The 13,237-nt window shown below is 50.7% G+C and carries 2 protein-coding genes, 9 tRNA genes and 6 rRNA genes; all 17 read right to left on the bottom strand.

The features are described 5' to 3' along the window. Positions 1 to 6: 6 nt before the first annotated feature. The 17 genes from ctsR to lysS all read right to left on the bottom strand — a co-directional run bounded on the left by ctsR (position 7) and on the right by lysS (position 13,169). Positions 7 to 471 (bottom strand): transcriptional regulator CtsR, encoded by a 465-nt coding sequence (gene ctsR, locus NYE42_RS00565; protein ID WP_003156396.1) that lies wholly within the window; start codon positions 469 to 471, stop codon positions 7 to 9. Between the two features lie 226 nt (positions 472 to 697). Further along, positions 698 to 813, bottom strand: a 5S ribosomal RNA gene (rrf, locus tag NYE42_RS00560). Positions 814 to 863: 50 nt separating this feature from the next. Continuing rightward, positions 864 to 3,793: ribosomal RNA gene (locus NYE42_RS00555) — 23S ribosomal RNA — on the bottom strand. A 175-nt stretch (positions 3,794 to 3,968) separates the two neighbouring features. Continuing rightward, a 16S ribosomal RNA gene (locus NYE42_RS00550) occupies positions 3,969 to 5,518 on the bottom strand. Positions 5,519 to 5,682: 164 nt separating this feature from the next. After that, positions 5,683 to 5,758, bottom strand: a tRNA-Ala gene (locus NYE42_RS00545). 4 nt (positions 5,759 to 5,762) lie between these two features. Beyond that, positions 5,763 to 5,839: transfer RNA gene (locus tag NYE42_RS00540), tRNA-Pro, on the bottom strand. 16 nt (positions 5,840 to 5,855) lie between these two features. Beyond that, positions 5,856 to 5,932: transfer RNA gene (locus tag NYE42_RS00535), tRNA-Arg, on the bottom strand. A gap of 10 nt (positions 5,933 to 5,942) precedes the next feature. Continuing rightward, a tRNA-Leu gene (locus tag NYE42_RS00530) sits at positions 5,943 to 6,028 on the bottom strand. Between the two features lie 14 nt (positions 6,029 to 6,042). Then, positions 6,043 to 6,117 (bottom strand) — tRNA-Gly (locus NYE42_RS00525). 24 nt (positions 6,118 to 6,141) lie between these two features. Further along, positions 6,142 to 6,223 (bottom strand) — tRNA-Leu (locus tag NYE42_RS00520). Between the two features lie 6 nt (positions 6,224 to 6,229). Further along, a tRNA-Lys gene (locus NYE42_RS00515) sits at positions 6,230 to 6,305 on the bottom strand. A 36-nt stretch (positions 6,306 to 6,341) separates the two neighbouring features. After that, positions 6,342 to 6,417 (bottom strand) — tRNA-Thr (locus NYE42_RS00510). Positions 6,418 to 6,422: 5 nt separating this feature from the next. Continuing rightward, a tRNA-Val gene (locus tag NYE42_RS00505) sits at positions 6,423 to 6,498 on the bottom strand. 23 nt (positions 6,499 to 6,521) lie between these two features. After that, positions 6,522 to 6,637, bottom strand: a 5S ribosomal RNA gene (rrf, locus tag NYE42_RS00500). Positions 6,638 to 6,687: 50 nt separating this feature from the next. After that, positions 6,688 to 9,617 (bottom strand): 23S ribosomal RNA (locus NYE42_RS00495). Positions 9,618 to 9,792: 175 nt separating this feature from the next. Continuing rightward, a 16S ribosomal RNA gene (locus NYE42_RS00490) occupies positions 9,793 to 11,342 on the bottom strand. The 16S, 23S and 5S rRNA genes sit together here with 9 tRNA genes alongside, the layout of an rRNA operon. Positions 11,343 to 11,669: 327 nt before the next feature. Continuing rightward, positions 11,670 to 13,169: a lysine--tRNA ligase gene (gene lysS / locus NYE42_RS00485; protein ID WP_007615216.1), complete on the bottom strand. Its 1,500-nt coding sequence runs from the start codon at positions 13,167 to 13,169 to the stop codon at positions 11,670 to 11,672. Positions 13,170 to 13,237 lie beyond the last annotated feature (68 nt).

The following is a 13,237-nucleotide window of genomic DNA, read 5'->3' as shown; positions in this document are numbered from 1 at the left end:
ACCCGCTTACTTTAGTTTTAAAGATGTGAGCATTGCTTTCATCATTCTGGCTCTTAGTTCATCCCGTTCGGGCAAATCAATATATAGAACTGAACGATCCATTACACTCACCATCATTTTAGCTTCTCTTTCCGAAATAACTCCGTCCTCTAACAGTCTGAGAATAATGTCATCAGAGGCTGCCTGGGACAAGTGGGTATGAATCTGCGAAATAATATTATTGATGAGGACGACTTCGTTATTCATTTTAATTTTGATAATACGAATATAACCGCCGCCTCCCCGTTTACTTTCAACAATATATCCTCTTTCACTTGTAAATCTGGTGTTGATGACATAATTTATTTGGGAAGGAACACATTGAAATTTATCAGCGATTTCACTGCGTTTGATCTCTAAAATTTCTTTGCCATTTTGATCTAATACTTGTTTCAAGTACTGTTCAATGATGTCAGAAATATTATGTCCCACTCAACCCCCTCCTTTATTGACTTTGACTATATTTGACTTTAATCTTACTATAAGGTGTTTCGCAAAATTTTTCAACTGTATCGCTCTATCTCTATTATTTCCACTTTGTACAAGCATAAAACCTGCTTTTGCAAAAAGGCATATCGTTACGTTTCTCATATTATATAACGTATGCAGAAAAATACAAAAAAGGCAGCTCATAATGAGCTGCCTTTACCATAATATAGCTTGGCGGCGTCCTACTCTCACAGGGGGAAACCCCCGACTACCATCGGCGCTGAAGAGCTTAACTTCCGTGTTCGGCATGGGAACGGGTGTGACCTCTTCGCTATCGCCACCAAACCATTGAGAGTGTTCTCTCAAAACTAGATAACAGTAAGCATACATTCAAATTGGTTAAGTCCTCGATCGATTAGTATCTGTCAGCTCCATGTGTCGCCACACTTCCACCTCAGACCTATCAACCTGATCATCTTTCAGGGATCTTACTTCCTTGCGGAATGGGAAATCTCATCTTGAGGGGGGCTTCATGCTTAGATGCTTTCAGCACTTATCCCGTCCGCACATAGCTACCCAGCGATGCCCTTGGCAGAACAACTGGTACACCAGCGGTGCGTCCATCCCGGTCCTCTCGTACTAAGGACAGCTCCTCTCAAATTTCCTGCGCCCGCGACGGATAGGGACCGAACTGTCTCACGACGTTCTGAACCCAGCTCGCGTACCGCTTTAATGGGCGAACAGCCCAACCCTTGGGACCGACTACAGCCCCAGGATGCGATGAGCCGACATCGAGGTGCCAAACCTCCCCGTCGATGTGGACTCTTGGGGGAGATAAGCCTGTTATCCCCGGGGTAGCTTTTATCCGTTGAGCGATGGCCCTTCCATGCGGAACCACCGGATCACTAAGCCCGACTTTCGTCCCTGCTCGACTTGTAGGTCTCGCAGTCAAGCTCCCTTGTGCCTTTACACTCTGCGAATGATTTCCAACCATTCTGAGGGAACCTTTGGGCGCCTCCGTTACCTTTTAGGAGGCGACCGCCCCAGTCAAACTGCCCACCTGACACTGTCTCCCCGCCCGATAAGGGCGGCGGGTTAGAAGGTCAATACAGCCAGGGTAGTATCCCACCGATGCCTCCACCGAAGCTGGCGCTCCGGTTTCCAAGGCTCCTACCTATCCTGTACAAGCTGTACCAACATTCAATATCAGGCTGCAGTAAAGCTCCACGGGGTCTTTCCGTCCTGTCGCGGGTAACCTGCATCTTCACAGGTACTATAATTTCACCGAGTCTCTCGTTGAGACAGTGCCCAGATCGTTGCGCCTTTCGTGCGGGTCGGAACTTACCCGACAAGGAATTTCGCTACCTTAGGACCGTTATAGTTACGGCCGCCGTTTACTGGGGCTTCAATTCGCACCTTCGCTTACGCTAAGCGCTCCTCTTAACCTTCCAGCACCGGGCAGGCGTCAGCCCCTATACTTCGCCTTACGGCTTCGCAGAGACCTGTGTTTTTGCTAAACAGTCGCCTGGGCCTATTCACTGCGGCTCTCTCGGGCTTGCACCCTAACAGAGCACCCCTTCTCCCGAAGTTACGGGGTCATTTTGCCGAGTTCCTTAACGAGAGTTCTCTCGATCACCTTAGGATTCTCTCCTCGCCTACCTGTGTCGGTTTGCGGTACGGGCACCTCTCACCTCGCTAGAGGCTTTTCTTGGCAGTGTGGAATCAGGAACTTCGCTACTATAATTCGCTCGCCATCACAGCTCAGCCTTCACGGGAAACGGATTTGCCTATTTCCCAGCCTAACTGCTTGGACGCGGATATCCAATACCGCGCTTACCCTATCCTCCTGCGTCCCCCCATTGCTCAAATGGTGAGGAGGTGGTACAGGAATATCAACCTGTTATCCATCGCCTACGCCTTTCGGCCTCGGCTTAGGTCCCGACTAACCCTGAGCGGACGAGCCTTCCTCAGGAAACCTTAGGCATTCGGTGGAGGGGATTCTCACCCCTCTTTCGCTACTCATACCGGCATTCTCACTTCTAAGCGCTCCACAAGTCCTTCCGGTCTTGCTTCACAGCCCTTAGAACGCTCTCCTACCACTGTTCGAAGAACAGTCCGCAGCTTCGGTGATACGTTTAGCCCCGGTACATTTTCGGCGCAGAGTCACTCGACCAGTGAGCTATTACGCACTCTTTAAATGGTGGCTGCTTCTAAGCCAACATCCTGGTTGTCTAAGCAACTCCACATCCTTTTCCACTTAACGTATACTTTGGGACCTTAGCTGGCGGTCTGGGCTGTTTCCCTTTCGACTACGGATCTTATCACTCGCAGTCTGACTCCCAAGGATAAGTCATCGGCATTCGGAGTTTGACTGAATTCGGTAACCCGGTAGGGGCCCCTAGTCCAATCAGTGCTCTACCTCCGAGACTCTTACCTTGAGGCTAGCCCTAAAGCTATTTCGGAGAGAACCAGCTATCTCCAGGTTCGATTGGCATTTCACCCCTACCCACACCTCATCCCCGCACTTTTCAACGTGCGTGGGTTCGGGCCTCCATTCAGTGTTACCTGAACTTCACCCTGGACATGGGTAGATCACCTGGTTTCGGGTCTACGACCACGTACTCAATTCGCCCTATTCAGACTCGCTTTCGCTGCGGCTCCGCATCTTCTGCTTAACCTTGCACGGGATCGTAACTCGCCGGTTCATTCTACAAAAGGCACGCCATCACCCGTTAACGGGCTCTGACTACTTGTAGGCACACGGTTTCAGGATCTCTTTCACTCCCCTTCCGGGGTGCTTTTCACCTTTCCCTCACGGTACTGGTTCACTATCGGTCACTAGGGAGTATTTAGCCTTGGGAGATGGTCCTCCCGGATTCCGACGGAATTTCACGTGTTCCGCCGTACTCAGGATCCACTCAGGAGAGAACGAAGTTTTGACTACAGGGCTGTTACCTCCTATGGCGGGCCTTTCCAGACCTCTTCATCTACCTCGTTCCTTTGTAACTCCGTACAGAGTGTCCTACAACCCCAAGAGGCAAGCCTCTTGGTTTGGGCTGGTCCCGTTTCGCTCGCCGCTACTCAGGGAATCGCATTTGCTTTCTCTTCCTCCGGGTACTTAGATGTTTCAGTTCCCCGGGTCTGCCTTCTCATATCCTATGTATTCAGATATGGATACCACTCCATTACGAGTGGTGGGTTTCCCCATTCGGAAATCTCCGGATCAAAGCTTGCTTACAGCTCCCCGAAGCATATCGGTGTTCGTCCCGTCCTTCATCGGCTCCTAGTGCCAAGGCATCCACCGTGCGCCCTTTCTAACTTAACCGTTAAAAAGAATCACTACGTGATATCTTGCATTACTAATTGAATGTGAATTACTTCTGTTATCTAGTTTTCAAAGAACAACATCTCGAAGAATCGAATGATCCTTCAAAACTAAACAAGACAGGGAACGTTCTGTTTATAAGACCCAAGGTCTTATATTCCGTTAAAATCCTTAGAAAGGAGGTGATCCAGCCGCACCTTCCGATACGGCTACCTTGTTACGACTTCACCCCAATCATCTGTCCCACCTTCGGCGGCTGGCTCCATAAAGGTTACCTCACCGACTTCGGGTGTTACAAACTCTCGTGGTGTGACGGGCGGTGTGTACAAGGCCCGGGAACGTATTCACCGCGGCATGCTGATCCGCGATTACTAGCGATTCCAGCTTCACGCAGTCGAGTTGCAGACTGCGATCCGAACTGAGAACAGATTTGTGGGATTGGCTTAACCTCGCGGTTTCGCTGCCCTTTGTTCTGTCCATTGTAGCACGTGTGTAGCCCAGGTCATAAGGGGCATGATGATTTGACGTCATCCCCACCTTCCTCCGGTTTGTCACCGGCAGTCACCTTAGAGTGCCCAACTGAATGCTGGCAACTAAGATCAAGGGTTGCGCTCGTTGCGGGACTTAACCCAACATCTCACGACACGAGCTGACGACAACCATGCACCACCTGTCACTCTGCCCCCGAAGGGGACGTCCTATCTCTAGGATTGTCAGAGGATGTCAAGACCTGGTAAGGTTCTTCGCGTTGCTTCGAATTAAACCACATGCTCCACCGCTTGTGCGGGCCCCCGTCAATTCCTTTGAGTTTCAGTCTTGCGACCGTACTCCCCAGGCGGAGTGCTTAATGCGTTAGCTGCAGCACTAAGGGGCGGAAACCCCCTAACACTTAGCACTCATCGTTTACGGCGTGGACTACCAGGGTATCTAATCCTGTTCGCTCCCCACGCTTTCGCTCCTCAGCGTCAGTTACAGACCAGAGAGTCGCCTTCGCCACTGGTGTTCCTCCACATCTCTACGCATTTCACCGCTACACGTGGAATTCCACTCTCCTCTTCTGCACTCAAGTTCCCCAGTTTCCAATGACCCTCCCCGGTTGAGCCGGGGGCTTTCACATCAGACTTAAGAAACCGCCTGCGAGCCCTTTACGCCCAATAATTCCGGACAACGCTTGCCACCTACGTATTACCGCGGCTGCTGGCACGTAGTTAGCCGTGGCTTTCTGGTTAGGTACCGTCAAGGTGCCGCCCTATTTGAACGGCACTTGTTCTTCCCTAACAACAGAGCTTTACGATCCGAAAACCTTCATCACTCACGCGGCGTTGCTCCGTCAGACTTTCGTCCATTGCGGAAGATTCCCTACTGCTGCCTCCCGTAGGAGTCTGGGCCGTGTCTCAGTCCCAGTGTGGCCGATCACCCTCTCAGGTCGGCTACGCATCGTCGCCTTGGTGAGCCGTTACCTCACCAACTAGCTAATGCGCCGCGGGTCCATCTGTAAGTGGTAGCCGAAGCCACCTTTTATGTCTGAACCATGCGGTTCAAACAACCATCCGGTATTAGCCCCGGTTTCCCGGAGTTATCCCAGTCTTACAGGCAGGTTACCCACGTGTTACTCACCCGTCCGCCGCTAACATCAGGGAGCAAGCTCCCATCTGTCCGCTCGACTTGCATGTATTAGGCACGCCGCCAGCGTTCGTCCTGAGCCAGGATCAAACTCTCCGATAAAGTGTTTGACTGACTACGCACATCGCTGTGCGATTTATTTAAAACTTTGAATTAACAGGTACGTTTTGTCTTGTTTAGTTTTCAAAGATCATTTTGTTCACTTTCTCAAGCAACTTTTTAAGTATATAATAAGTTTCTTTTAAAGTCAACATATTTTTTATAAATGGTGGAGCCTAGCGGGATCGAACCGCTGACCTCCTGCGTGCAAAGCAGGCGCTCTCCCAGCTGAGCTAAGGCCCCGAAGTGGTCGGGAAGACAGGATTCGAACCTGCGACCCCATGGTCCCAAACCATGTGCTCTACCAAGCTGAGCTACTTCCCGATTTTTAAAAATATTATGGCGCGCCCGAGAGGAGTCGAACCCCTAACCTTTTGATCCGTAGTCAAACGCTCTATCCAATTGAGCTACGGGCGCATAACAATAATGCCGAGGGCCGGACTTGAACCGGCACGGTAGTCACCTACCGCAGGATTTTAAGTCCTGTGTGTCTGCCAATTCCACCACCCCGGCGTGGATGGTATAGTTGGAGCGGAAGACGGGATTCGAACCCGCGACCCCCACCTTGGCAAGGTGGTGTTCTACCACTGAACTACTTCCGCATACAGGATAACTATCCTGTATAATGCGGGTGAAGGGACTTGAACCCCCACGTCATAAGACACTAGATCCTAAGTCTAGCGCGTCTGCCAATTCCGCCACACCCGCGTAACATGGTGAGCCATGAAGGACTCGAACCTTCGACCCTCTGATTAAAAGTCAGATGCTCTACCAACTGAGCTAATGGCTCTTTTTAAAAGACTTATGTTATTATCTTGTCCAAAAATGGTGCCGGCCAGAGGACTTGAACCCCCAACCTACTGATTACAAGTCAGTTGCTCTACCAATTGAGCTAGGCCGGCAAATATGGTGGAGGATGACGGGCTCGAACCGCCGACCCTCTGCTTGTAAGGCAGATGCTCTCCCAGCTGAGCTAATCCTCCATATATTACACTTACGTGTAATAGCTTGGCGGCGTCCTACTCTCACAGGGGGAAACCCCCGACTACCATCGGCGCTGAAGAGCTTAACTTCCGTGTTCGGCATGGGAACGGGTGTGACCTCTTCGCTATCGCCACCAAACCATTGAGAGTGTTCTCTCAAAACTAGATAACAGTAAGCATACATTCAAATTGGTTAAGTCCTCGATCGATTAGTATCTGTCAGCTCCATGTGTCGCCACACTTCCACCTCAGACCTATCAACCTGATCATCTTTCAGGGATCTTACTTCCTTGCGGAATGGGAAATCTCATCTTGAGGGGGGCTTCATGCTTAGATGCTTTCAGCACTTATCCCGTCCGCACATAGCTACCCAGCGATGCCCTTGGCAGAACAACTGGTACACCAGCGGTGCGTCCATCCCGGTCCTCTCGTACTAAGGACAGCTCCTCTCAAATTTCCTGCGCCCGCGACGGATAGGGACCGAACTGTCTCACGACGTTCTGAACCCAGCTCGCGTACCGCTTTAATGGGCGAACAGCCCAACCCTTGGGACCGACTACAGCCCCAGGATGCGATGAGCCGACATCGAGGTGCCAAACCTCCCCGTCGATGTGGACTCTTGGGGGAGATAAGCCTGTTATCCCCGGGGTAGCTTTTATCCGTTGAGCGATGGCCCTTCCATGCGGAACCACCGGATCACTAAGCCCGACTTTCGTCCCTGCTCGACTTGTAGGTCTCGCAGTCAAGCTCCCTTGTGCCTTTACACTCTGCGAATGATTTCCAACCATTCTGAGGGAACCTTTGGGCGCCTCCGTTACCTTTTAGGAGGCGACCGCCCCAGTCAAACTGCCCACCTGACACTGTCTCCCCGCCCGATAAGGGCGGCGGGTTAGAAGGTCAATACAGCCAGGGTAGTATCCCACCGATGCCTCCACCGAAGCTGGCGCTCCGGTTTCCAAGGCTCCTACCTATCCTGTACAAGCTGTACCAACATTCAATATCAGGCTGCAGTAAAGCTCCACGGGGTCTTTCCGTCCTGTCGCGGGTAACCTGCATCTTCACAGGTACTATAATTTCACCGAGTCTCTCGTTGAGACAGTGCCCAGATCGTTGCGCCTTTCGTGCGGGTCGGAACTTACCCGACAAGGAATTTCGCTACCTTAGGACCGTTATAGTTACGGCCGCCGTTTACTGGGGCTTCAATTCGCACCTTCGCTTACGCTAAGCGCTCCTCTTAACCTTCCAGCACCGGGCAGGCGTCAGCCCCTATACTTCGCCTTACGGCTTCGCAGAGACCTGTGTTTTTGCTAAACAGTCGCCTGGGCCTATTCACTGCGGCTCTCTCGGGCTTGCACCCTAACAGAGCACCCCTTCTCCCGAAGTTACGGGGTCATTTTGCCGAGTTCCTTAACGAGAGTTCTCTCGATCACCTTAGGATTCTCTCCTCGCCTACCTGTGTCGGTTTGCGGTACGGGCACCTCTCACCTCGCTAGAGGCTTTTCTTGGCAGTGTGGAATCAGGAACTTCGCTACTATAATTCGCTCGCCATCACAGCTCAGCCTTCACGGGAAACGGATTTGCCTATTTCCCAGCCTAACTGCTTGGACGCGGATATCCAATACCGCGCTTACCCTATCCTCCTGCGTCCCCCCATTGCTCAAATGGTGAGGAGGTGGTACAGGAATATCAACCTGTTATCCATCGCCTACGCCTTTCGGCCTCGGCTTAGGTCCCGACTAACCCTGAGCGGACGAGCCTTCCTCAGGAAACCTTAGGCATTCGGTGGAGGGGATTCTCACCCCTCTTTCGCTACTCATACCGGCATTCTCACTTCTAAGCGCTCCACAAGTCCTTCCGGTCTTGCTTCACAGCCCTTAGAACGCTCTCCTACCACTGTTCGAAGAACAGTCCGCAGCTTCGGTGATACGTTTAGCCCCGGTACATTTTCGGCGCAGAGTCACTCGACCAGTGAGCTATTACGCACTCTTTAAATGGTGGCTGCTTCTAAGCCAACATCCTGGTTGTCTAAGCAACTCCACATCCTTTTCCACTTAACGTATACTTTGGGACCTTAGCTGGCGGTCTGGGCTGTTTCCCTTTCGACTACGGATCTTATCACTCGCAGTCTGACTCCCAAGGATAAGTCATCGGCATTCGGAGTTTGACTGAATTCGGTAACCCGGTAGGGGCCCCTAGTCCAATCAGTGCTCTACCTCCGAGACTCTTACCTTGAGGCTAGCCCTAAAGCTATTTCGGAGAGAACCAGCTATCTCCAGGTTCGATTGGCATTTCACCCCTACCCACACCTCATCCCCGCACTTTTCAACGTGCGTGGGTTCGGGCCTCCATTCAGTGTTACCTGAACTTCACCCTGGACATGGGTAGATCACCTGGTTTCGGGTCTACGACCACGTACTCAATTCGCCCTATTCAGACTCGCTTTCGCTGCGGCTCCGCATCTTCTGCTTAACCTTGCACGGGATCGTAACTCGCCGGTTCATTCTACAAAAGGCACGCCATCACCCGTTAACGGGCTCTGACTACTTGTAGGCACACGGTTTCAGGATCTCTTTCACTCCCCTTCCGGGGTGCTTTTCACCTTTCCCTCACGGTACTGGTTCACTATCGGTCACTAGGGAGTATTTAGCCTTGGGAGATGGTCCTCCCGGATTCCGACGGAATTTCACGTGTTCCGCCGTACTCAGGATCCACTCAGGAGAGAACGAAGTTTTGACTACAGGGCTGTTACCTCCTATGGCGGGCCTTTCCAGACCTCTTCATCTACCTCGTTCCTTTGTAACTCCGTACAGAGTGTCCTACAACCCCAAGAGGCAAGCCTCTTGGTTTGGGCTGATCCCGTTTCGCTCGCCGCTACTCAGGGAATCGCATTTGCTTTCTCTTCCTCCGGGTACTTAGATGTTTCAGTTCCCCGGGTCTGCCTTCTCATATCCTATGTATTCAGATATGGATACCACTCCATTACGAGTGGTGGGTTTCCCCATTCGGAAATCTCCGGATCAAAGCTTGCTTACAGCTCCCCGAAGCATATCGGTGTTCGTCCCGTCCTTCATCGGCTCCTAGTGCCAAGGCATCCACCGTGCGCCCTTTCTAACTTAACCGTTAAAAAGAATCACTACGTGATATCTTGCATTACTAATTGAATGTGAATTACTTCTGTTATCTAGTTTTCAAAGAACAACATCTCGAAGAATCGAATGATCCTTCAAAACTAAACAAGACAGGGAACGTTCTGTTTATAAGACCCAAGGTCTTATATTCCGTTAAAATCCTTAGAAAGGAGGTGATCCAGCCGCACCTTCCGATACGGCTACCTTGTTACGACTTCACCCCAATCATCTGTCCCACCTTCGGCGGCTGGCTCCATAAAGGTTACCTCACCGACTTCGGGTGTTACAAACTCTCGTGGTGTGACGGGCGGTGTGTACAAGGCCCGGGAACGTATTCACCGCGGCATGCTGATCCGCGATTACTAGCGATTCCAGCTTCACGCAGTCGAGTTGCAGACTGCGATCCGAACTGAGAACAGATTTGTGGGATTGGCTTAACCTCGCGGTTTCGCTGCCCTTTGTTCTGTCCATTGTAGCACGTGTGTAGCCCAGGTCATAAGGGGCATGATGATTTGACGTCATCCCCACCTTCCTCCGGTTTGTCACCGGCAGTCACCTTAGAGTGCCCAACTGAATGCTGGCAACTAAGATCAAGGGTTGCGCTCGTTGCGGGACTTAACCCAACATCTCACGACACGAGCTGACGACAACCATGCACCACCTGTCACTCTGCCCCCGAAGGGGACGTCCTATCTCTAGGATTGTCAGAGGATGTCAAGACCTGGTAAGGTTCTTCGCGTTGCTTCGAATTAAACCACATGCTCCACCGCTTGTGCGGGCCCCCGTCAATTCCTTTGAGTTTCAGTCTTGCGACCGTACTCCCCAGGCGGAGTGCTTAATGCGTTAGCTGCAGCACTAAGGGGCGGAAACCCCCTAACACTTAGCACTCATCGTTTACGGCGTGGACTACCAGGGTATCTAATCCTGTTCGCTCCCCACGCTTTCGCTCCTCAGCGTCAGTTACAGACCAGAGAGTCGCCTTCGCCACTGGTGTTCCTCCACATCTCTACGCATTTCACCGCTACACGTGGAATTCCACTCTCCTCTTCTGCACTCAAGTTCCCCAGTTTCCAATGACCCTCCCCGGTTGAGCCGGGGGCTTTCACATCAGACTTAAGAAACCGCCTGCGAGCCCTTTACGCCCAATAATTCCGGACAACGCTTGCCACCTACGTATTACCGCGGCTGCTGGCACGTAGTTAGCCGTGGCTTTCTGGTTAGGTACCGTCAAGGTGCCGCCCTATTTGAACGGCACTTGTTCTTCCCTAACAACAGAGCTTTACGATCCGAAAACCTTCATCACTCACGCGGCGTTGCTCCGTCAGACTTTCGTCCATTGCGGAAGATTCCCTACTGCTGCCTCCCGTAGGAGTCTGGGCCGTGTCTCAGTCCCAGTGTGGCCGATCACCCTCTCAGGTCGGCTACGCATCGTCGCCTTGGTGAGCCGTTACCTCACCAACTAGCTAATGCGCCGCGGGTCCATCTGTAAGTGGTAGCCGAAGCCACCTTTTATGTCTGAACCATGCGGTTCAAACAACCATCCGGTATTAGCCCCGGTTTCCCGGAGTTATCCCAGTCTTACAGGCAGGTTACCCACGTGTTACTCACCCGTCCGCCGCTAACATCAGGGAGCAAGCTCCCATCTGTCCGCTCGACTTGCATGTATTAGGCACGCCGCCAGCGTTCGTCCTGAGCCAGGATCAAACTCTCCGATAAAGTGTTTGACTGACTACGCACATCGCTGTGCGATTTATTTAAAACTTTGAATTAACAGGTACGTTTTGTCTTGTTTAGTTTTCAAAGATCATTTTGTCTTTCGTTCAAGCGACTTTATTATTATATCTTATCAATCTCTTGAAGTCAACAACTTTTTTAAATTTCTTTTTTCGTCAGCGCCTTGTTTAGCGGCAACGAATAATAATATACCACCTCACAAATAATAGTGCAATAGTTTTTTAAAAGAAAATCAAAAAAGTTTTACGAGCGGCTTGTTTCTAAAAAAGCGCCGTACTGCGATAAGCAGAAACGGCGCCTTCCCTTTTATTAGCGTTGTCTCATTTGAGGGAATAATAAAACGTCTCTGATAGACGGAGCATTTGTTAACAGCATGACAAGGCGGTCGATACCGATACCCAATCCCCCGGTCGGCGGCATGCCGTATTCAAGAGCTTCAACGAAGTCTTCATCCATCATATGCGCTTCATCGTTTCCTTCTTCTCTTTCTTTTAACTGCGCTTCAAAGCGTTCCCTCTGGTCAATAGGGTCATTCAGCTCCGTAAACGCATTAGCGTGCTCACGGCCGACGATAAACAGTTCAAAACGGTCTGTAAAGCGAGGGTCCTCCGGATTTTTCTTAGCAAGAGGAGAAATCTCTACAGGGTGGCCGTAAATAAATGTAGGCTGAATGAGTGTTTCTTCAATTTTTTGTTCGAAGAATTCATTGATGATATGACCCACCGTCATTGAGTTTGTGATCTCGACACCATGCTCTTTTGCATGACCGCGCGCTTCTTCAACAGTCATCTCATTCCAGAAATCTACACCTGTCGCTTCTTTGACCGCATCTACCATGTGGAGTCGTTTCCACTCAGGTTTCAAATCAATCTGCTCTTCGCCGTACTGGATTGTGGTGCTTCCAAGCACTTCCTGCGCAATATGTGCTACGAGGTTTTCCGTAAGACTCATAATATCTTTATAATCGGCGTACGCTTCATACAGCTCGATCATCGTGAATTCAGGGTTGTGGCGTGTAGAAACACCTTCGTTACGGAACACGCGGCCGATTTCGTAGACTTTTTCCAATCCGCCGACAATCAGGCGTTTCAGGTGCAGTTCAATCGCAATACGCATATAAAGAGGCATGTCGAGTGCGTTATGGTGCGTGATGAACGGGCGTGCAGACGCTCCTCCCGGTATGCTGTGCATCGTAGGTGTTTCAACTTCTAAGTATCCATGGTCATCTAAGTATCTTCTCATCGCTTGGATGATTTTGCTGCGTGTGATAAACGTTTGTTTGCTGTCAGGGTTTACGATGAGATCGAGATAGCGCTGGCGGTAACGCTGTTCAACGTCTTTTAACCCATGATATTTATCAGGAAGAGGACGCAGTGCTTTTGTCAGCAGTTCAAAAGATGTCGCTTTGACAGAAAGCTCGCCTACGTTTGTTTTGAAAACTTTCCCCGTGATGCCGATAACGTCTCCGAGGTCTGAAGATTTAAAGATTTCATATTGTTCTTCGCCGACACTGTCTTTTCTTACGTAAATTTGAATTTGACCTTCTAAGTCCTGCAGATGCGCAAAGCCGGCTTTCCCTTTTCCGCGCTTTGTCATCATACGGCCTGCAATGGTCACTTCGATCGCTTTTTCTTCCAGTTCTTCTTTAGAAAGCTCCTGGTAGGCGTCAATGATCTGTTGAGATTGATGCGTTCTCTCGAAACGTTCACCGAAAGGGTCAATGCCGTTTTCTCTCAGCTGGTTCATTTTATCTCGTCTGACTTGCAGCTGGTCGTTCAATTCCTCATGATTTTGCTCTTCTTGACTCATTGGTATCACTCCGTTACATTTTGATTTCACGAAAAAGCAGAAAAACTGCCAGCGGTAAGCTGGCAGTG

Source organism: Bacillus sp. FSL K6-2865 (assembly GCF_040311405.1).
In the GTDB taxonomy this organism is placed as follows: domain Bacteria; phylum Bacillota; class Bacilli; order Bacillales; family Bacillaceae; genus Bacillus; species Bacillus velezensis.
This window is presented reverse-complemented; position numbering and strand designations above follow the sequence as displayed.